This window comes from Rhodococcus sp. 2H158 (genome assembly GCF_053764755.1).
In genome coordinates this window covers 44,764-62,865 of sequence record NZ_JBSNCE010000027.1, presented here as the reverse complement: position 1 = coordinate 62,865, position 18,102 = coordinate 44,764, and the positions used below count along the sequence as shown (strand labels likewise).

The 18,102-nt window shown below is 68.7% G+C and carries 28 protein-coding genes; 5 read left to right on the top strand and 23 right to left on the bottom strand.

Going from position 1 to position 18,102, the window contains the following annotated elements:
* Window positions 1–205: 205 nt before the first annotated feature.
* The 22 genes from rplO to ACWPOB_RS22910 form a co-directional block, all read right to left on the bottom strand.
* Window positions 206–649: a 50S ribosomal protein L15 gene (gene rplO, locus ACWPOB_RS23015; RefSeq protein WP_006947166.1), complete on the bottom strand. Its 444-nt coding sequence runs from the start codon at window positions 647–649 to the stop codon at window positions 206–208.
* On the bottom strand, window positions 646–846 hold the full coding sequence (gene rpmD, locus ACWPOB_RS23010; protein WP_006947165.1) for a 50S ribosomal protein L30: 201 nt from the start codon (window positions 844–846) through the stop codon (window positions 646–648). The genes rplO and rpmD overlap by 4 nt, the downstream gene beginning before the upstream one ends.
* On the bottom strand, window positions 846–1,496 hold the full coding sequence (rpsE, locus tag ACWPOB_RS23005; RefSeq protein ID WP_006947163.1) for a 30S ribosomal protein S5: 651 nt from the start codon (window positions 1,494–1,496) through the stop codon (window positions 846–848). The genes rpmD and rpsE overlap by 1 nt, the downstream gene beginning before the upstream one ends.
* A 31-nt stretch (window positions 1,497–1,527) precedes the next feature.
* Window positions 1,528–1,935, bottom strand: coding sequence for a 50S ribosomal protein L18 (rplR, locus tag ACWPOB_RS23000; protein ID WP_029544906.1), 408 nt, complete (start codon window positions 1,933–1,935; stop codon window positions 1,528–1,530).
* Between the two features lie 2 nt (window positions 1,936–1,937).
* Window positions 1,938–2,477, bottom strand: a complete 540-nt coding sequence (gene rplF, locus ACWPOB_RS22995) for a 50S ribosomal protein L6 (protein ID WP_006947161.1) — start codon at window positions 2,475–2,477, stop codon at window positions 1,938–1,940.
* A gap of 14 nt (window positions 2,478–2,491) precedes the next feature.
* A complete protein-coding gene (rpsH, locus tag ACWPOB_RS22990; RefSeq protein WP_017681442.1) occupies window positions 2,492–2,890 on the bottom strand; it encodes a 30S ribosomal protein S8 in 399 nt (132 codons plus the stop codon).
* Window positions 2,891–3,072: 182 nt separating this feature from the next.
* Window positions 3,073–3,258: a type Z 30S ribosomal protein S14 gene (locus ACWPOB_RS22985; protein WP_100056277.1), complete on the bottom strand. Its 186-nt coding sequence runs from the start codon at window positions 3,256–3,258 to the stop codon at window positions 3,073–3,075.
* Between the two features lie 4 nt (window positions 3,259–3,262).
* A complete protein-coding gene (gene rplE / locus ACWPOB_RS22980; protein ID WP_003938080.1) occupies window positions 3,263–3,829 on the bottom strand; it encodes a 50S ribosomal protein L5 in 567 nt (188 codons plus the stop codon).
* A gap of 1 nt (window position 3,830) precedes the next feature.
* On the bottom strand, window positions 3,831–4,148 hold the full coding sequence (rplX, locus tag ACWPOB_RS22975) for a 50S ribosomal protein L24 (protein WP_455402233.1): 318 nt from the start codon (window positions 4,146–4,148) through the stop codon (window positions 3,831–3,833).
* Window positions 4,148–4,516 carry a 50S ribosomal protein L14 gene (gene rplN, locus ACWPOB_RS22970; RefSeq protein WP_006947156.1) on the bottom strand — a complete coding sequence of 123 codons (369 nt, stop codon included), beginning with the start codon at window positions 4,514–4,516 and terminating at the stop codon, window positions 4,148–4,150. Before rplN ends, rplX begins: the two co-directional genes overlap by 1 nt.
* A gap of 207 nt (window positions 4,517–4,723) precedes the next feature.
* The gene (gene rpsQ / locus ACWPOB_RS22965; RefSeq protein WP_100056279.1) at window positions 4,724–5,008 is read right to left on the bottom strand and encodes a 30S ribosomal protein S17; all 285 of its coding nucleotides are present in this window, start codon (window positions 5,006–5,008) and stop codon (window positions 4,724–4,726) included.
* Entirely contained in the window at window positions 5,005–5,241 is a 237-nt protein-coding gene (gene rpmC, locus ACWPOB_RS22960; RefSeq protein ID WP_003938084.1) for a 50S ribosomal protein L29, read from the bottom strand. The genes rpsQ and rpmC overlap by 4 nt, the downstream gene beginning before the upstream one ends.
* Window positions 5,241–5,657 (bottom strand): 50S ribosomal protein L16, encoded by a 417-nt coding sequence (gene rplP / locus ACWPOB_RS22955; RefSeq protein ID WP_100056280.1) that lies wholly within the window; start codon window positions 5,655–5,657, stop codon window positions 5,241–5,243. The genes rpmC and rplP overlap by 1 nt, the downstream gene beginning before the upstream one ends.
* A 3-nt stretch (window positions 5,658–5,660) precedes the next feature.
* Window positions 5,661–6,458: a 30S ribosomal protein S3 gene (gene rpsC, locus ACWPOB_RS22950; RefSeq protein ID WP_165037749.1), complete on the bottom strand. Its 798-nt coding sequence runs from the start codon at window positions 6,456–6,458 to the stop codon at window positions 5,661–5,663.
* A complete protein-coding gene (gene rplV, locus ACWPOB_RS22945) occupies window positions 6,458–6,856 on the bottom strand; it encodes a 50S ribosomal protein L22 (RefSeq protein ID WP_100058166.1) in 399 nt (132 codons plus the stop codon). The genes rpsC and rplV overlap by 1 nt, the downstream gene beginning before the upstream one ends.
* On the bottom strand, window positions 6,853–7,134 hold the full coding sequence (gene rpsS, locus ACWPOB_RS22940) for a 30S ribosomal protein S19 (protein WP_100058165.1): 282 nt from the start codon (window positions 7,132–7,134) through the stop codon (window positions 6,853–6,855). Before rpsS ends, rplV begins: the two co-directional genes overlap by 4 nt.
* A 19-nt stretch (window positions 7,135–7,153) precedes the next feature.
* Window positions 7,154–7,987, bottom strand: a complete 834-nt coding sequence (gene rplB, locus ACWPOB_RS22935; RefSeq protein WP_003938089.1) for a 50S ribosomal protein L2 — start codon at window positions 7,985–7,987, stop codon at window positions 7,154–7,156.
* A gap of 37 nt (window positions 7,988–8,024) precedes the next feature.
* Window positions 8,025–8,330: a 50S ribosomal protein L23 gene (gene rplW, locus ACWPOB_RS22930; protein WP_003938090.1), complete on the bottom strand. Its 306-nt coding sequence runs from the start codon at window positions 8,328–8,330 to the stop codon at window positions 8,025–8,027.
* Window positions 8,327–9,010, bottom strand: a complete 684-nt coding sequence (gene rplD / locus ACWPOB_RS22925) for a 50S ribosomal protein L4 (protein WP_455402232.1) — start codon at window positions 9,008–9,010, stop codon at window positions 8,327–8,329. The genes rplW and rplD overlap by 4 nt, the downstream gene beginning before the upstream one ends.
* Entirely contained in the window at window positions 9,007–9,660 is a 654-nt protein-coding gene (gene rplC, locus ACWPOB_RS22920) for a 50S ribosomal protein L3 (protein WP_006947147.1), read from the bottom strand. Before rplC ends, rplD begins: the two co-directional genes overlap by 4 nt.
* A 45-nt stretch (window positions 9,661–9,705) precedes the next feature.
* Window positions 9,706–10,011 (bottom strand): 30S ribosomal protein S10, encoded by a 306-nt coding sequence (rpsJ, locus tag ACWPOB_RS22915; RefSeq protein ID WP_003938093.1) that lies wholly within the window; start codon window positions 10,009–10,011, stop codon window positions 9,706–9,708.
* A 434-nt stretch (window positions 10,012–10,445) separates the two neighbouring features.
* Window positions 10,446–12,113: an amidase gene (locus ACWPOB_RS22910; protein ID WP_455402231.1), complete on the bottom strand. Its 1,668-nt coding sequence runs from the start codon at window positions 12,111–12,113 to the stop codon at window positions 10,446–10,448.
* Between the two features lie 142 nt (window positions 12,114–12,255).
* Here ACWPOB_RS22910 and ACWPOB_RS22905 point away from each other — a divergent pair, with 142 nt between their 5' ends.
* The 5 genes from ACWPOB_RS22905 (at window position 12,256) to ACWPOB_RS22885 (ending at window position 16,890) form a co-directional block, all read left to right on the top strand.
* A complete protein-coding gene (locus ACWPOB_RS22905) occupies window positions 12,256–12,951 on the top strand; it encodes a GntR family transcriptional regulator (RefSeq protein ID WP_006947145.1) in 696 nt (231 codons plus the stop codon).
* A gap of 131 nt (window positions 12,952–13,082) precedes the next feature.
* A complete protein-coding gene (locus ACWPOB_RS22900; RefSeq protein ID WP_006947144.1) occupies window positions 13,083–14,084 on the top strand; it encodes a daunorubicin resistance protein DrrA family ABC transporter ATP-binding protein in 1,002 nt (333 codons plus the stop codon).
* Window positions 14,081–14,932 (top strand): ABC transporter permease, encoded by an 852-nt coding sequence (locus tag ACWPOB_RS22895; RefSeq protein ID WP_050035539.1) that lies wholly within the window; start codon window positions 14,081–14,083, stop codon window positions 14,930–14,932. Before ACWPOB_RS22900 ends, ACWPOB_RS22895 begins: the two co-directional genes overlap by 4 nt.
* 7 nt (window positions 14,933–14,939) lie before the next feature.
* The gene (locus tag ACWPOB_RS22890) at window positions 14,940–15,797 is read left to right on the top strand and encodes an ABC transporter permease (RefSeq protein ID WP_100057768.1); all 858 of its coding nucleotides are present in this window, start codon (window positions 14,940–14,942) and stop codon (window positions 15,795–15,797) included.
* Window positions 15,798–15,915: 118 nt separating this feature from the next.
* Window positions 15,916–16,890: a lipase family alpha/beta hydrolase gene (locus ACWPOB_RS22885; protein WP_100057769.1), complete on the top strand. Its 975-nt coding sequence runs from the start codon at window positions 15,916–15,918 to the stop codon at window positions 16,888–16,890.
* An 84-nt stretch (window positions 16,891–16,974) separates the two neighbouring features.
* Here ACWPOB_RS22885 and ACWPOB_RS22880 read toward each other — a convergent pair whose 3' ends face one another.
* Entirely contained in the window at window positions 16,975–18,039 is a 1,065-nt protein-coding gene (locus tag ACWPOB_RS22880; protein ID WP_455402230.1) for an alpha/beta hydrolase, read from the bottom strand.
* Window positions 18,040–18,102: the final 63 nt, after the last annotated feature.

Here is an 18,102-nt window from a genome sequence, read left to right as displayed (position 1 = left end):
CGCGGGGTCCGACGGTCGACAACTCTTGAACTCTAGCAGCGCGCCCCGAACCGGTGCCGTGGCGCCGGGGTGGGGCGGCTCGCACGCGCGGCGGATGTGCTCCGCCGCGCGGCATGCGGTGGGGTGCGAACGCCGAACGGCCGCACTGCGGGACGTGCTGCAGTGCGGCCGTTCTCGAGCTGTGCGTCACGCACGAGCGAACCGGTCAGGCCAGTTCGGTCGCGGTGCCGCCGGCAGCGGCGATCTTCTCCTTGGCGGAACCGGAGAACTTGTTCGCGGTCACCTGCACGGCAACCGTGAGCTCGCCCTCGCCGAGGACCTTCACGAGCTGGTTCTTGCGAACCGCGCCCTTGGCGACGAGCTCGTCGACGCCGACCTGGCCACCCTCGGGGAACAGGCGGGCGATGTCGCCGACGTTGACGACCTGGTACTCGGTGCGGAAGGCGTTCTTGAAGCCCTTGAGCTTCGGCAGCCGCATGTGCAGCGGCATCTGGCCACCCTCGAAGGCCGCCGAGACGTTCTTGCGCGCCTTGGTGCCCTTCGTACCGCGACCGGCGGTCTTGCCCTTCGAACCCTCACCGCGGCCGACGCGGGTCTTGTCCGTCTTCGCGCCCGGGGCCGGGCGCAGGTGGTGCAGCTTGATGGTCACTTGGAGGCCTCCTCAGCAGTGACTTCCTCGACAACGACGAGGTGACGCACCACGTTGATCAAGCCGCGGTTCTGCGCGTTGTCCTCGCGGACCACGGACTGGCGGATCTTCCGCAGACCGAGGGTGCGCAGGCTGTCGCGCTGGTTCGACTTGGCGCCGATGGTGCTCTTGACCTGCGTGATCTTCAGCTCTGCCATTACTTCACGCTCCCAGCAGCCTGTGCCCGGGCGCGCAGCATACCCGCAGGTGCGACGTCCTCGAGGGGCAGACCGCGGCGAGCCGCGACTTCCTCGGGGCGCTGCAGCTGCTTGAGGGCGGCCACGGTGGCGTGCACGACGTTGATGGCGTTGTCGCTACCGAGCGACTTCGACAGGATGTCGTGGATGCCCGCGCATTCGAGCACGGCACGCACCGCGCCACCGGCGATCACACCGGTACCCGGCGAGGCCGGACGCAGCATGACGACACCTGCCGCGGCCTCACCCTGCACCGGGTGGGTGACGGTGGAGCCGATGAGCGGGACGCGGAAGAAGCCCTTGCGCGCTTCCTCGACACCCTTCTGGATGGCCGCGGGAACTTCCTTGGCCTTGCCGTAGCCGACGCCGACCAGGCCGTTGCCGTCGCCCACGATCACCAGCGCGGTGAAGCTGAAGCGACGGCCGCCCTTGACGACCTTCGACACACGGTTGATCGAGACGACACGCTCGATGTAGTTCGACTTCTCGGCGGCACCGCCGCCACGCGAGTCACGATCGCGGCGGTCGCGACCACCACGCTGGTCCCCGGTGTTGGGGCCATTCTGTCCGGCGGGGCCGTTGCCGCCGTCACGCCGCTGACGTCCCGGCATCAGGCGTTCCTTCCGTTCGAAGAGATGGTCATCAGAACTTCAACCCGCTTTCGCGAGCCGCGTCTGCGAGGGCCGCGATCCGGCCGCTGTAGGTGTGGCCGCCGCGGTCGAAGACCACAGCCTCCACGCCGGCAGCCTTGGCACGCTCGGCGAGCAGCTGACCGACCTTGGCGCCGCGCGCCTTCTTGTCGCCCTCGACCGCACGCACGTCCGGCTCGACGGTCGAGGCCGCCGCCAGGGTGGTGCCCGTCAGGTCGTCCACCAGCTGGGCGTGGATGTGGCGCGAGGACCGGTTCACGACGAGACGGGGACGCTCGGCGGTGCCGGCGACCTTCTTGCGCAGACGGAAGTGCCGACGCTGCTTCGACAGCCGACGCCGGGTGGACGCGTCCTTGCCGAGCGGAATCCGCTTGGCCTTCTGGTTCTCGGTCTGGCTCATGATCACTTACCCGTCTTTCCGACCTTGCGGCGCACCTGCTCGCCCTCGTAGCGGATGCCCTTGCCCTTGTACGGGTCGGACTTGCGCAGCCGGCGGATGTTGGCCGCGATCTGGCCGACCTTCTGCTTGTCGATGCCCGAGATCGAGAACTTCGTCGGCGACTCGACCGCGAACGTGATGCCCTCGGGGGCCTCGATCGGGACCGGGTGGCTGTAGCCGAGCGAGAACTCGAGGTCCTTGCCCTTGAGCGCGACGCGGTAACCGACGCCGTGGATCTCCATCTTCGTGGTGTACCCCTGGGTGACACCGTCGATGAGGTTCTGCACGAGGGTGCGCGACAGGCCGTGCAGCGCGCGGCTGCGGCGCTCGTCGTTCGGACGGCTCACGTTGAGCGCGCCGTCCTCACCCTTGGCGATGGTGATCGGCTCGGCGATGGTCAGCGAGAGGTTGCCCTTGGGGCCCTTCACTGCGACGTCCTGGCCGTCGATGGTCACCTCGACACCCGAGGGGACGGTGACCGGAAGCTTTCCAATACGCGACATTGTGGTGGCCTCCCTTACCAGACGTAGGCGAGGACTTCCCCGCCCACTCCCTGCTTGGCCGCCTGGCGATCGGTGAGCAGGCCGGAGGACGTGGAGATGATCGCCACGCCGAGGCCGCCCAGGACCTTGGGCAGGTTGGTGGATTTCGCGTACACGCGCAGGCCGGGCTTCGACACGCGGCGCACACCGGCGAGGCTGCGCTCACGGGAAGGGCCGTACTTGAGGTCGACGACGAGGGTCTTGCCCACCTCGGCATCCTCGGTGCGGAAGTCGGCGATGTAGCCCTCACGCTTGAGGATCTCGGCGATGTTCGCCTTGATCTTCGAGTGGGGAAGCTTCACCTCGTCGTGGTACGCCGTGTTGGCGTTGCGCAGACGCGTCAAGAAGTCTGCGATGGGGTCGGTCATGGTCATGGCTGACCTGTTCACCTTTCTCGTTGCGGTTCCCATGCAACACCGGCAGTGGTGACGAACGTGTCACCGGTGCGCCGGCCGTGGGCCTACGACGAACTTGGTTTCATGCGGACCGGACGCGGGTGCAACCGGTCCCTGACAGTAGTGACGGTGGGTGACCCTGCGGTCACCCACCGTTCACGTCACCAGGAGCTCTTGTGAACTCCGGGAAGCTCACCGCGGTGTGCCATCTCACGGAGGCAGATGCGGCAGAGGCCGAACTTGCGGAACACCGCGTGGGGGCGCCCGCAACGCTGGCAGCGGGTGTAGGCGCGCACCGCGAACTTCGGCTTCTTGTTGGCCTTGTTGACCAGTGCCTTCTTAGCCATGGGCTCAGTTCTCCTTGAACGGGAAGCCGAGGTGCTTCAGCAGGGCACGGCCTTCTTCGTTGTTGGTGGCGGTCGTGACGACGGTGATGTCCATGCCGCGCGGGCGGTCGATCTTGTCCACGTCGATCTCGTGGAACATCGACTGCTCGTTCAGGCCGAACGTGTAGTTGCCGTTGCCGTCGAACTGGTTGCCGTTGAGGCCACGGAAGTCCCGGATACGGGGCAGCGCGATGGAGACCAGGCGGTCCAGGAACTCCCACATGCGGTCGCCGCGCAGCGTGACGCGCGCACCGATCGGCATGCCCTCACGCAGCTTGAACTGCGCGATCGACTTGCGGGCCTTGCGGATCTCCGGCTTCTGGCCGGTGATCAGGGCCAGGTCGGCGACGGCGCCGTTGATCAGCTTCGCGTCGCGGGCGGCGTCACCGACACCCATGTTGACGACGACCTTCACGACGCCGGGGATCTGCATGACGTTCGCGTAGTCGAACTCCGCGTTCAGCGCGTCGCGGATCTCCTCGCGGTACCGGGTCTTCAGACGCGGTGTGGTCTTGTTCTCGGTGGTGGTCATGTCAGATGTCCTTCCCGTTCTTCCGGGAAATCCGAACGCGCTTGCCGGATTCCTCGTCGGTCCGGTAGCCCACCCGGGTGGGGTTGCCGTCCGAGTCGATGACAGCGACGTTGGAAACGTGGATCGGGGCCTCCTGCGTCACGATGCCCCCGGAGGAGGCGCCGCGCTCGTTGGCCGAGACCGCCGTGTGCTTCTTGATCCGGTTCACGCCCTCGACGAGGATCCGGTTCTCCTTCGGGTAGGCCGCGATGACCTTGCCCTTGGCACCCTTGTCCTTGCCCGAGATGACGAGCACGGTGTCGCCCTTGTGCACCTTCATCACAGCACCTCCGGAGCGAGCGAGACGATCTTCATGAACCGCTTGTCGCGCAGCTCACGGCCGACGGGGCCGAAGATGCGGGTGCCGCGCGGGTCGTTGTCACCCTTGATGATGACGGCGGCGTTCTCGTCGAACTTGATGTACGAGCCGTCCGGCCGGCGGCGCTCCTTGGAGGTGCGCACGACGACAGCCTTGACGACGTCACCACGCTTGACGTTGCCACCGGGGATCGCGTCCTTCACGGTGGCGACGATGATGTCACCGATACCGGCGTAGCGACGGGACGAGCCACCGAGAACGCGGATGCAGAGAATCTCCTTGGCACCCGTGTTGTCGGCGACGCGCAGTCGCGACTCCTGCTGGATCACTTACTTCTCCTTGACCTGGCTGAATTCGACAGATCCGGGTGCGTGCACCCTTCTTCTGTCTGCACGGCGGATTTCCGACCCGACGTGCACGGTCCGTACCCACGAAGGTGGGGCTGTCCCGGCGCTGCCTGAAGCAGGCCGCTCGAGACAACCCCACCATCGTACTGGGTCCCTTCGTCACCCCCGCGGCGGGGGGTGGAGGAGGCCTTACTTGGCCTTCTCGAGCACCTCGACCAGACGCCACCGCTTGGTCGCGGACAGCGGACGGGTCTCCATCAGCTGCACGCGGTCACCGACGCCGGCCACGCCGTTCTCGTCGTGCGCCTTCACCTTGGTGGTACGGCGGATGATCTTGCCGTACAGCGGGTGCTTCACCCGGTCCTCGAGCTCGACCACGATCGTCTTCTCCATCTTGTCGGAGACGACGTAGCCGATGCGGACCTTGCGGCTGGCGCGCTCTTCCTTCTGGGTCACTGCCTTTTCCTCACTCATGCCGCGTCACCCGCATCCGGGCCGGAGGCCAGGCCGAGCTCGCGCTCACGCAGCACCGTGTAGATGCGAGCGATCTCGTTGCGCACGACGCGCAGCCGGCGGTTGTTGTCCAGCTGGCCGGTGGCCATCTGGAAACGAAGGTTGAACAGCTCTTCCTTCGCTTCGCGGAGCTTGGTGACCAGCTCTTCCTCGGTCAGCTCGCGGAGCTCTGTGGCGGGGGTTCCGGTAGCCATCAGAACTGCTCCTCCCTCGTCACGATCCTGCACTTGCACGGGAGCTTGTGCATCGCGCGCCGAAGGGCCTCGCGGGCAATCTCCTCGTTCGGGTAGCTCATCTCGAACATCACCCGTCCGGGCTTGACGTTCGCGACCCACCACTCGGGCGAACCCTTACCGGAACCCATGCGGGTCTCGGCCGGCTTCTTGGTGAGGGGGCGATCCGGGAAGATGTTGATCCAGATCTTGCCGCCACGCTTGATGTGCCGGGTCATGGCGATACGAGCGGACTCGATCTGCCGGTTGGTGACGTAGGCCGGCTCGAGAGCCTGGATGCCGTAGTCACCGAAGGTCACCTGGGTCCCACCCTTGGCGGCACCCGAGCGGCTCGGGTGGTGCTGCTTGCGGTGCTTGACCCGCCGTGGGATCAACATGCGTCAGCCCTCCTGATTCTCGGTCGGAGCGGGTGCATCGGCGGAGGCGGCGCGGCCGGCGTCGGTGCTCGTCGCGGTGGTGCCCGAGGCACCGGAGCGGCGGGGACGGCTCGGACGCTCGCGACGGGGGCGGTCGGCCGGGGCGGCGGCCGCGGCGGCCAGCTCACGACGGCCACCGACGATGTCGCCCTTGTAGATCCAGACCTTCACGCCGATGCGACCGAAGGTGGTCTTCGCCTCGTACAGGCCGTAGTCGATGTCCGCGCGCAGCGTGTGCAGCGGGACCCGGCCTTCGCGGTAGAACTCCGAGCGGGACATCTCGGCGCCACCGAGGCGGCCCGAGCACTGCACCCGGATGCCCTTGACGTTGGGCTGGCGCATGGCCGACTGGATGGCCTTGCGCATGGCGCGACGGAACGCGACGCGGTTCGAGAGCTGCTCGGCGACGCCCTGCGCCACCAGCTGAGCCTCGGACTCGGCGTTCTTGACCTCGAGGATGTTCAGCTGAACCTGCTTGCCGGTCAGCTTCTCGAGCTCGGCGCGGATGCGATCGGCCTCGGCGCCGCGGCGGCCGATGACGATGCCCGGACGCGCGGTGTGGATGTCCACACGCACACGGTCGCGGGTGCGCTCGATCTCGACCTTGGCGATGCCGGCCCGCTCGAGGCCGGTGGCCAGGAACTTGCGGATCGCGACGTCTTCCTTCACGTACTCCGAGTACTGCTTGTCGGCGTACCAGCGCGACTTCCAGTCGGTGGTGATGCCCAGACGGAAGCCGTGCGGGTTGATCTTCTGGCCCACTACTGAGCTCCCTTCCGGCGGTTACGGTTTCCAGCAGACGCAGGCGCCTTGCTCTCGACGATCACGGTGATGTGGCTCGTCCGCTTGCGGATGCGGAATGCACGGCCCTGGGCGCGCGGCTGGAACCGCTTGAGGGTCGCGCCCTCGTCGACGTACGCCGTCGCGACGACAAGCGTGCTCGGGTCGAGGTCGAGGTTGTTCTGCGCGTTCGCGGCGGCGCTCGCGATCACCTTGGCGACCGGCTCGGCCGCGGCCTGCGGCGCGAACTTCAGGATCGACAGAGCCTCGTCCACGGACTTGCCCCGGACGATGTCGACGACGCGGCGCGCCTTCATCGGGGTCACGCGCACGTGGCGCGCAACAGCCCGAGCGCTGTTGTTGGTGGTTTCAGTGCTCATCGACGCTTGCTCTTCCGGTCGTCCTTGATGTGGCCCTTGAACGTACGGGTCGGCGCGAACTCGCCGAGCTTGTGGCCGACCATCGAGTCCGAGACGAACACCGGCACGTGCTTGCGACCGTCGTGGACGGCGAACGTGTGACCGATGAAGTCGGGCAGAATGGTGGAACGGCGCGACCAGGTCTTGATGACCTGCTTGGTGCCCTTTTCGTTCTGCGTATCGACCTTCGCCAGGAGGTGGTCGTCGACAAACGGGCCCTTCTTGAGGCTGCGTGGCATTCTCTAACTCCCTCCTTGACTAGCGCTTCTTGCCGGTACGGCGACGACGGACGATGAGCTTGTCGGACGCCTTGTTCTTGCGGGTGCGGCCCTCGGGCTTGCCCCACGGGCTGACCGGGTGGCGACCACCGGAGGTCTTGCCCTCACCACCGCCGTGCGGGTGGTCGACCGGGTTCATGACCACACCACGGACGGTCGGGCGCTTGCCCTTCCAGCGCATGCGGCCGGCCTTGCCCCAGTTGATGTTCGACTGCTCGGCGTTGCCGACCTCGCCGACGGTGGCGCGGCAGCGCACGTCGACGCGACGGATCTCACCGGAGGGCATACGCAGGGTGGCGTAGGTGCCTTCCTTGCCGAGCAGCTGGATGCTGGCGCCGGCGGAGCGGGCCATCTTGGCGCCGCCGCCCGGACGCAGTTCCACCGCATGGATGGTGGTACCGGTCGGGATGTTGCGCAGCGGCAGGTTGTTGCCCGGCTTGATGTCGGCCTGCGGGCCGGACTCGACCGGGGCGCCCTGCACCAGGCCCTTGGGGGCGATGATGTAGCGCTTCTCGCCGTCCACGTAGTGCAGCAGGGCGATGCGGGCGGTGCGGTTGGGGTCGTACTCGATGTGAGCGACCTTGGCCGGGATGCCGTCCTTGTCGTTGCGGCGGAAGTCGATCAGGCGGTAGGCACGCTTGTGTCCGCCACCCTTGTGGCGGGTGGTGATGCGGCCGTGCGCGTTGCGACCACCGCGGCCGTGCAGCGGGCGAACCAGCGACTTCTCGGGCGTCGAGCGGGTGATCTCGGCGAAGTCCGAGACACTCGCGCCGCGCCGACCCGGGGTTGTCGGCTTGTACTTACGAATTGCCATGAGTCTTCTCGTCCTCTATCTCTCGAGACCCGGTCGCCTACGCGACCGGCCCTCCGAAGATCTCGATGGGCTTGCTGTCGGCCGACAGGGTCACGAGCGCGCGCTTGGTGTCCTTGCGCTTGCCGTAACCGAACCGGGTCCGCTTGCGCTTGCCCTGACGGTTGGCGGTGTTGACGCTGGTCACCTTGACGCCGAAGACCTTCTCGACGGCAATCTTGATCTGCGTCTTGTTCGAGTCCGGGTGCACCAGGAAGGTGTAGGTGCCCTCCTCCATCAGCCCGTAGGACTTCTCGGAGATGACCGGAGCCAGCAGGATGTCGCGCGGATCCGCGATCGTGCTCACTTGCTCTCCTCCTTCTCTGCCTGGGCGGACTCGGCCGGCCCGTGGATGAACGTGTCGAGCGCCTCGACGCTGAACACGACGTCGTCGCTGTAGAGCACGTCGTAGGTGTTCAGCTGATCCGGGGCGATCGCGTGCACGTTCTGCAGGTTCTGCACGCTCTTCCACGCCGCGAGATCCTCACGGCCGACGACGAGGAGCAGGTTCCTGCGATCGGTCAGCTCCGCGAGGAAGGTGCGCGCGCCCTTGGTCGACGGCGTCTGTCCGGCCACGAGCTCGGTGATCACGTGGATGCGCTCGTTGCGGGCCCGGTCGGAGAGGGCACCGCGGAGGGCGGCGGCCTTCATCTTCTTGGGGGTGCGCTGGCTGTAGTCGCGCGGCTGCGGGCCGTGCACGGTGCCACCGCCGGCGAACTGCGGGGCGCGGGTCGAACCCTGGCGGGCGCGGCCGGTGCCCTTCTGGCGGTACGGCTTCCTGCCACCGCCGCGGACCTCGCCGCGGGTCTTGGTGGAGTGCGTGCCCTGGCGAGCCGCGGCGAGCTGCGCAACAACCACCTGGTGGAGCAGCGCGATGTTCGCGGGGGCGTCGAAGATCTCGGCGGGGAGATCGACGGTGCCGTTGGTCTGGCCGCCGGGGGCCTTGACGTCGAGCGTCAGCTTGGTTGCGGTTTCGGTGCTGGTCATGCCCGTGCACCACCCTTCACTGCGGTCTTGACGATCACGACGCCGCCCTTGCGGCCCGGGATCGCACCCTTGATCAGCAGCAGGCCGTTCTCGGCATCCACCTTGTGGACCGAGAGGTTCTGCGTCGTGATGCGGTCGCTACCCATGCGCCCGGACATGCGGGTTCCCTTGAACACGCGGCCCGGGGTGGCGCAGCCACCGATGGAGCCCGGACGACGGTGCACAGCCTGCGCACCGTGCGAGGCACCCTGGCCGGCGAAGCCGTGGCGCTTCATGGTGCCGGCGAAGCCCTTGCCCTTGGAGGTGCCGGTGACGTCGACGAATGCGCCGTCCTCGAAGACCTCGGCGGTCAGTTCCTGGCCGATCTCGAAGCCCTCGGTGTCGTCGACGCGAAGCTCGACGATGTGGCGACGAGGGGTGACGCCCGCCTTGGCGAACTGGCCGGCGACCGGCTTGGTGACCTTGCGCGGGTCGATCGCACCGTAGGCGAGCTGCACGGCGCTGTAGCCGTCGCGCTCCTCGGTGCGGATCTGGGTGACCACGTTCGGTCCGGCCTTGACGACGGTGACCGGAACGACCCGGTTGTTCTCGTCGAAGACCTGGGTCATGCCGAGCTTGGTGCCCAGGATTCCCTTGATCTGGTTAGTCATGTGTTGTCTCCGCTGCGTCTTCTACAAGCTCGCTGGTCTCGAAAGTCACTGAATGTTGACGTCGACGCTCGCCGGGAGGTCGATGCGCATGAGCGCGTCGACGGTCTTGGGCGTCGGGTCGAGGATGTCGATCAGCCGCTTGTGAGTCCGCATCTCGAAGTGCTCGCGCGAGTCCTTGTACTTGTGCGGCGAGCGGATGACGCAGTACACGTTCTTTTCGGTGGGCAACGGCACCGGGCCGACCACGCGGGCGCCCGTGCGGGTCACCGTCTCGACGATCTTGCGCGCAGATGCGTCGATCGCCTCATGGTCATAGGCCTTGAGCCTGATGCGGATCTTTTGTCCCGCCACGCTTAGTGTCCTTTTCTTGCCGCGTTTCGTAGTACCCGAACGAGTCGGGAACCACCTCGTCTGCACAGTTCCGCCCGAACGGCGACGGCGAACAGCACTCTTCACACTTCGTGACCGGGCGCACCCGATCCGCATGCCGCTGTTCATCTGTCATTGTTCTCCGGCACACGCGGTCGGGCGTGTCGCCCTACTGCTCGCTCCGCAGCGTCGAACCAACGCCCGACACCACGGATCGACCTGCCGGATGCACCCGTACGGGTACAGGGAGGTACTGCTTCCGTCTTGCATGTGGCCGCGACCAGGCCGTCAGGCTCGATCCGCGACTGTCACTCGATCTCGTTCCGAGCCGCGGAAAACCGTGACCCGGTCAAGGCAACCCGACCAGTATGCAGGACCCGGTCGGCATTCTCAACTTCACCCCGGTCCCGCGGCCGTCACAACCCTCCGGTCGACAGGGTCGCGGGCGTCCGCACGGGCGCCGCCGCCCCGAGGGTGTTGGTCGGATCGGGACCCGGCCCCGGCGCCGCCGGCATGACCACCGGCAGCTCCCGTGGCGCCGGCTCCACGGGCGGCACGTCGCGCCACACCGGCAACGCCTCCTGTAGTGCCAGCCCCACCGAGATCACCTCGGCCTCCTGCCAGGGCAGCGCGCCCAGCTGGACACCGAACGGCAGCCCGGTCACCGCCGAGCGGCCGACCGGGAACGAAACGGCAGGGGCGCCGGTGTAATTGGCCCACTGGACGTCGCCGGCCACCCCGGACAGCACGCTGAGGCCCGCGAACGCGTCGCGGGGACAGCCGTCGTCGAGCGCGCCCGGCAACGCGATCACGTCGAGATCGTGGTCCCGGAACATGGCGTTGTACTGGTGCTGGTAGCGCAGCCGGTCGCGCTCGAGCCCGAAGTAGTCGGCCACCGGCAGCGCGAGGGACGCCACCGCCGCGCTCACGAGCGGCGCGAGATCGATGCGGTAGTCGCCGAGCCGGTCCACGAACTGCCGGTGGTAGGCCCCCATCTCCGCCGTGTCGCCGGCCAGGAGCGAATCCGGTGGGTCGGGCATCGACACCGGTACGGTTTCGGCGCCCAGCGCACGCGCCGTCGCGAGGAACTCGTCGAACAGGCGCCGCAGCTCCGGGGCCAGCCGGTCGGTCGCGCCGTGCGGCAGGCCGATACGGACGCCCGTGAGCGGCGCGGCCCCGGCGGGCGGCACCAGCGGGTAGCCGCCCTCGGGCACGCCCGGACCGCCGGCCGTCACGGGATCGTCCGCCTCCGCGCCGGCGAGGACACTCAGCAGCAGCGAGGCGTCCGCGAGGCTGTGCCCGATGGGGCCGGGGTGGTCCCGGGTCCAGGTGAGCGGGATCATCCCGTGCGAGGTGATCCGCCCGTACGTGGGTTTGATCGCCGAGACGCCGCACGAGCTGGCCGGCAGCCGCAGCGAGCCGCCGGTGTCGCTGCCGACCGACAGGGGGACGAACCGGGCCGCCACCGCGGCGGCGCTGCCGCCCGACGAGCCGCCCGGGGAGTACTGCGGGTTCCACGGGTTGGCCACCTGCGGGGTGACCACGCCGATCGCGAACTCGTCGGTGTGCACGTGACCGAGCAGGACCGCCCCGGCCTCCTGCAGCCGGCGCCACACCCCCGAATCCCCCGCGGCCACATTGTCCCGCAGCACGTTGCTCGAGGCGGTGAGCGGGAGCCCGCCCACCGCGAAGAGGTCCTTGAGCGCGATCGGCAGCCCGCACACCGGGGGGATCGGCGTTCCCGAGGCCCGGCCGGCCGCGGTGAGCCGGTCGGCCGCCGCGTCGGCCGCGGCGTACGCGAGTTCCGGGTAGAGGTGGATCCACGCCCCGACACCGCCGTCGTGTGCCCGGCTGCGGCGCAGGCACGCGTCGAGGAGTTCGCGCGGGTGCAGCAGGCCGGCCTGCAGCAGGCTCGCCGCTTCGACCGCGCTCAGCAGGGCCGGATCGGTGGCCGGGACGGTCCCCGGATCGGGCAGCCGAGCCGCCGGCCGGGCGCCCGCGCGCGCAGGGTGCATCACGCCGAGCCCGACGACGCCACCGGCCATGGTTCCGAGAAAACGACGTCGTGACGTTTCGAAACTCACCGGTCCGACCATAACGGCGGGTCGCGGAGTCCGCAGCGCACGCGCATCCCGCGCCCCTCCCCCACGGCGCACGACCCGTGCGGAATAATCCGTCGAACGGAAGCGACCCGCGCCCCGGAACGCGGGACTGAAGGAGTGCCGAATGACATCCTCTGCCCAGTCCCGGTCGCCCGGGTCCCGGCCGCTGCGCCGCAGGCCCCAGCTGTCCGACGACGTGGCGGTGCACGTCCGCAATCTCATCATGTCGGGTGGGGTCCGGCCCGGCGACTTCATCCGGCTGGACGAGACCGCGGCCGAGCTCGGCGTGAGCGTCACCCCGGTGCGTGAGGCTTTGCTCACACTGCGTGGCGAGGGACTCGTGGAGCTCGTTCCGCACCGCGGCTATGTCGTGGCTCCGTTGAGCCGGGGCGACATCGACGACCTGTTCTGGCTGCAGGGGCAGATCGCCGAGGAGCTGGCGCGACGGGCGGCCGCGGTGATCACGCCGGACACCGTGGCCGAACTGGCGGACCTCAACGAACGCCTGGCCGAAGCGGTGCGCAGCGGGGACGGGGCGCGGATCGAGGACCTCGAGTTCGCCTTCCACCGCACGCTCAACCGCGCGACCGGCGCGCGCAAGCTGTCGTGGTTCCTGCTCAACGCCACGCGCTACACGCCGGTGCACTTCTACTCGTCCGACCCCGACTGGGGCGCCGCCGCGGTGGCGTCGCACAAGCGCCTCGTGGACGCGCTGCGCCGCGGGGACGGCGATTCCGCAGGCCGGGAGACCCGCCGGCACTTCACCGACGGGGCCGGCCGGCTGGTCCGGCACCTCGACGAGATCGGCGTCTGGAGCTGACGGACGCACGTCCCGGCACTCGCGGAAGGCCGGGGCCGCAGGCACCGGCCGGTAACATCGCGGCGTGACGGCGGGATCTACTCGTCGACGGGTCCGCAAGCGGCCGACCGAGAGTTCCACGGCGGAGAGTGATGCTGAGATACCACGACGAAGCGGTCCTCGTCGACGACCTGCACAAGTCGTTCGGGGACGTCCATGCCCTCAAGGGCATCACCTTCTCCGCCCCACGAGGCTCGGTCCTCGGCATTCTCGGGCCCAACGGCGCCGGTAAGACGACGACGGTGAAGATCCTGTCCACGCTGCTGCGCCCCACCGGCGGGCGCGCGGTGATCGCCGGGCACGACGTGGTCGGCGACCCCGCCGCCGTGCGCCGCTCGATCATGATGACCGGGCAGTACGCCGCTCTCGACGAGACCCTGTCCGGTCGGGAGAACCTGATCCTGTTCGGCCGTCTGATGGGCCTCGACCGCGCGGCCGCGCGCCAGCGCGCCGACGAGCTGCTCCGCGAATTCGATCTGGTCGACGCCGGTAAGCGGGCGGTGCGGCACTACTCCGGCGGCATGCGCCGGCGCGTCGACATCGCATGCGGGCTCGTCGTGCGCCCCGAGGTCGTCTTCCTCGACGAGCCGACCACCGGTCTCGATCCGCGCAGCCGGCAGGGCGTCTGGTCCCTGGTGGGTGCGCTCAAGAAGCAGGGCATCACGGTGCTGCTGACGACGCAGTACCTCGAGGAGGCCGACCTGCTCAGCGACAACATCATCGTCATCGACCGGGGCACCGTGGTGGCGGAGGGGACGGCCAACGAGCTCAAGGCCTCCACCGGAGGCAGCTACTGCGAGATCGTCCCGGTCGACCCGAATGCGCTGCCGTGGGTGGTGCACGCCCTCGGCAACCTCGTCCCGCCCGACGTGCGCGCCGAGCTGGCCACCGCGGGCAGCAACGACCGCGTCTCGATTCCGGCGCCGCACGGCCCGGCGACGCTCGCCGAGGCGCTGCGCCGGCTCGCCCCCACCCGGATCGAGCTGGCCGACATCGGCCTGCGCCGGCCCTCCCTCGACGATGTGTTCCTCAGCCTGACCGGGCACTCGGCCGGCGCCGACACAACGTCCGCGACGACGGGAGAGCCCGCGTGACCGTCCACACGAAGAGCATCAGCGCCCAGCGGGTACGGCACGACGCGAACATCTCGCTGCCGGAGAAGCGGGTGGGTTCGCACCGGCGGGCCGACCCGACGGTGCTCAACCAGTGGAGCGCGCTCACGATGCGCACGGTCCGCACCATGGCGCGGTACGGCGAACTCGTCGTCGCGGCGATCACCCCGGTGGTGTTCGGCCTGGGCTTCTACCTGCCGCTGAAGTTCGTGATGTCGTTGCAGGGCATCGACTACGCGCAGTACCTGATGCCGATCATCGTCCTGCAGGCGATGGCGTTCACGGCCATTTCCGCGGCGCAGCTGTCCTCGGGTGAGGCGATGACGGGACTGACGACGCGGTTGCAGACCATGCCCGTGTTCAGCGCGGTCCCGCTGATCTCGCGAATGTCGAGCGCGATGCTGCGGTCCGTCGTGTCCCTGGCGGGGGCGCTCCTGTTCGGCTACGCCATCGGCTTCCGGTTCTCGGCGGGATTCGCACAGGCGGTCCTGTTCTGCGTCACCGCCCTGGCCATCAGCCTCGTCCTGTCGCTGGGCGCCGACGCGATCGGCACGCTGTCGAAGAGTCCCGAGGCCACCGCGCAGGCCCTGACGCTGCCGCAGCTGATTCTCGGCATGCTGTCGTGCGGCTTCGTCCCGGAGGAGGGCTTCCCCGAGTGGATCCGGCCGTTCGTGCGCAACCAGCCGATCTCGCAGTTCTCGTTCGCCATGCAGGACATGGCCGAAGGCGGCGTCACGTGGTCGGTCCTGTTCCCCACCGTGGCCTGGTGCGCGGGTCTCGCGCTGGTGTTCGCCCCGCTCGCCGTGTGGGCCAGCACGAGGCGGGGGTGAGCGGCAGATGAACGGACCTCCCGACATCCGTCCCGTCGACGCGAACGGCGCCGCCTTCACCTTCCCGCCGCCCGAGCACGCTCGTCCGGAGCGATCGTGGGGCGCCCTGTGGGAGCACAGCCGCATCCAGTGCCAGCGGCTGCTGTTGCGCTGGGCGCGCGATCCCGCAACGATGATCCAGGCGCTGGTCTACCCGGCGCTCACCCTGCTCATGTTCCGGGTCGTCCTGGGCAACACGGTCACCGCCGCCACCGGACAGCCCGCGATCTACGGCACGGTCCCGATGATCATCCTGGTCGGTGCCATGTTCGGGTCGGTGGTCAGCGCCGTCGGCCTGCGCACGGAGCGGCAGAGCGGCCTGCTCGGCCGCTTCTACACCCTGCCGATCCACCGGGCGGCCGGGCTGCTGGGCCGCATGCTCGCCGAGGCCGTCCGCGTGCTCGCCACGACCCTCATCATCCTGGCGGCCGGCGTCGGCCTGGGCTTCCGCTTCACCCAGGGTCTCGCCGCCGGACTCGCGATCCTCGTCATCCCCGTTCTCTTCGGCATCGGGTTCGCCCTGATGGTGACGGTCCTGGCCACCATGTCGAGCAAGCTGCCCCTCGTGGAACTGGTGTCGATCGCGTGCACCCTGCTGATGTTCTTCAACTCCGGGTTCGTGCCGGTCATGGCCTATCCGAGGTGGCTGCAGCCGGTCGTGGAGAACCAGCCCATGTCGTGTGCGATCGACACGATGAAGGCCCTGGCGATGGGCGGTCCGCTCGCGGAACCGCTGATCAAGACGCTGATGTGGTCGGCCCTCATGATCGCGGTCTTCACGGTTCCGGCGATCCGGGGCTACCGGCGTGCAGCCGAGGAGGGCTGACCTCGGCGACCCCGAACGGCCGTCCCCGGCTGTTATCCTGTCCGCCGACCCGCGGCCGCACAACGGCTGCTGCAGCCACGGCACTGTCACCGCAGTGCGGCCCCTCGGAGGAATGCCGATGAAGTATGCCCGCCGGATCACCGTCGCCGTGATGGCCGCCGCCCTGACCGCCGCCGGGCCGGCGCTGCCCACGGCCGCCGCGGACACCACCGACGCCGCCTCGTTGCCGGCGCTGCTCGAATCGATGGGGCCGAGCCCCGCGGGGGCGAACAACCTCGACTGCGTGCCCTCCCCCGAACATCCCCGGCCGGTGGTTCTCGTGCACGGCACGAGAATGGACATGACCAGCTCGTGGGCCGTGGCGGCCCCGCAGCTCGCCGACCTCGGCTACTGCGTCTATGCCCTGAACTACGGGGGCATCCGCTCGCTCGTCGACCCCGACCTCATGATCTGGGGCGTCGGGAGCATCGAGGAATCCGCGAAGCAGCTCGGCGAGTTCGTCGATGCGGTGCGCGCTCACACCGGGGCCGACCGGGTCGATCTCGTGGGCCACTCGCAGGGTGGACCGGTCTCCCGCCAGTACCTGCGGTTCGAGGGCGGCGCGGACCCGGCGGACCCGGCCCGCAACGAGGTCGACAAGCTGGTGATGCTGGGCGCGACCAACCACGGCACCACCTTCAACGGGCTGCAGCAGCTGTATTCCCTGTTCGCCCGCCTGGGGCTGGCCAACCAGGAATGGGCCACCGAGCGCGTCGCGCAGATGGTGTTCGGTATCGCCGGTCGTCAGCAGCTGATCGGATCGCGCGTGCTGGCCCGGCTCAACTCCGGAACCGAGGCCCTGCCGGGGATCGACTACACGTCGATCGCCACCCGTCAGGACACTGTGGCCACACCGCCGGAGAATGCGTTCCTGCAACCGGGCGCGGACAGCGTGGTGCACAACGTGTGGGTCGAGGACGTGTGTCCGACCAGCCCGGCCGATCACCTCGCCCTCCTGCAACTTCCGGAATCGCTGCACCTGGTGAAGTCGGCTCTCGATCCGCAGTACGCCGAGACCGTGCCCGCGCCCTGCACGGCGCCGCCCGCCGGCTGACACCCGCAGGTCCGGGCATGCGAACGGCCCCTCCCGGCGGGAGGGGCCGTTCGCATGATCACGGTGTGGCCCGAGGGCCGGGTGTCAGACCCCGAGGGCCCGCTGCAGCACCGGCCACGAGTCCTTCAGGTCGTCCTGCCAGTAGCCCCACGAGTGGGTTCCGGTGTCGCGGAAGTTGTAGGTGGCGGGGATGCCCAGGGCATCGAGCCGGTTCTTCAGATTGTGGGTGCAGTAGTTAGTGGCTGCCTCGATGACGCCACCGACGACGATCTGGTTCGCCAGGACTCCGGCGTCCCCGTCGATCTCCGGTCCGGTCAGCGTGTCGTACGGACCGGGCAGACCGCTGCCGTTGGAGATGTACATCTCGAGCCCGCGCAACTTGTCGGCGTTGACGTAGGGGTCCTTCTCCGCCCACGTCGGGTCGTTCGTCGGTCCCCACATGTTCTCGGTGTCGCCGCTGCCCCACGTCTCGACCGTGGTCTTGACGAACTGCTGGCCGATCGGGTCGGACGTCTGCGCGCAACCGCTGTAGGCGGCGACACCCCGGTACAGTCCCGGCGCGGCGAGGGGCAGCTGGAACACCGAGGTGCCCGAGGTGGAGATGCCCGCGACCGCGTTGACGCCGGTGGTGCCGAGCGCACCGTCGACCAGCGGCGGGATCTCCTTGGTCAGGAAGGTCTCCCACTTGTTCACGCCGAGCTTGGGATCGGGGTTCTTCCAGTCGGTGTAGTAGCTGAACATGCCGCCGACGGGCGAGACGACGTTGACGTGCTTGTCCTTGAAGAACGCGATCGCATCGGTACGTCCCCGCCAGGTGGCCATGTCCTCGCCGCCGCCGGCACCGTTGAGCAGGTACAGCGTCGGCGCGGGCTTGCTGGTGTCGGCCGGGCGCCACACGTCCAGCAGGATCTCCTCGTCCATGGACGCCGAGTAGACCCAGACGAGCAGCTGCTGCTCCCCGTAGTTCTCGATCTTGGTGATGTACGACCCGTTCTCGGACGTGACGGCCGTGATGGGCTGCAGGGTGTCGGCCACCGGGTCGGCCGAGGCGAACGAGGCACCCGTGAACAGCGGCAGCGCGAGTACCGCCGCCGAGATCGCGGCTGTTCCCAGCCTCCGAGCGCGGCTCCGCGACTCGACAACACTCATTCCGTCAACCTCCTCAGGCCCGGCAGGCGGGCGTCCCCAAGCCCCGGCGAACCGGGGTGCGCC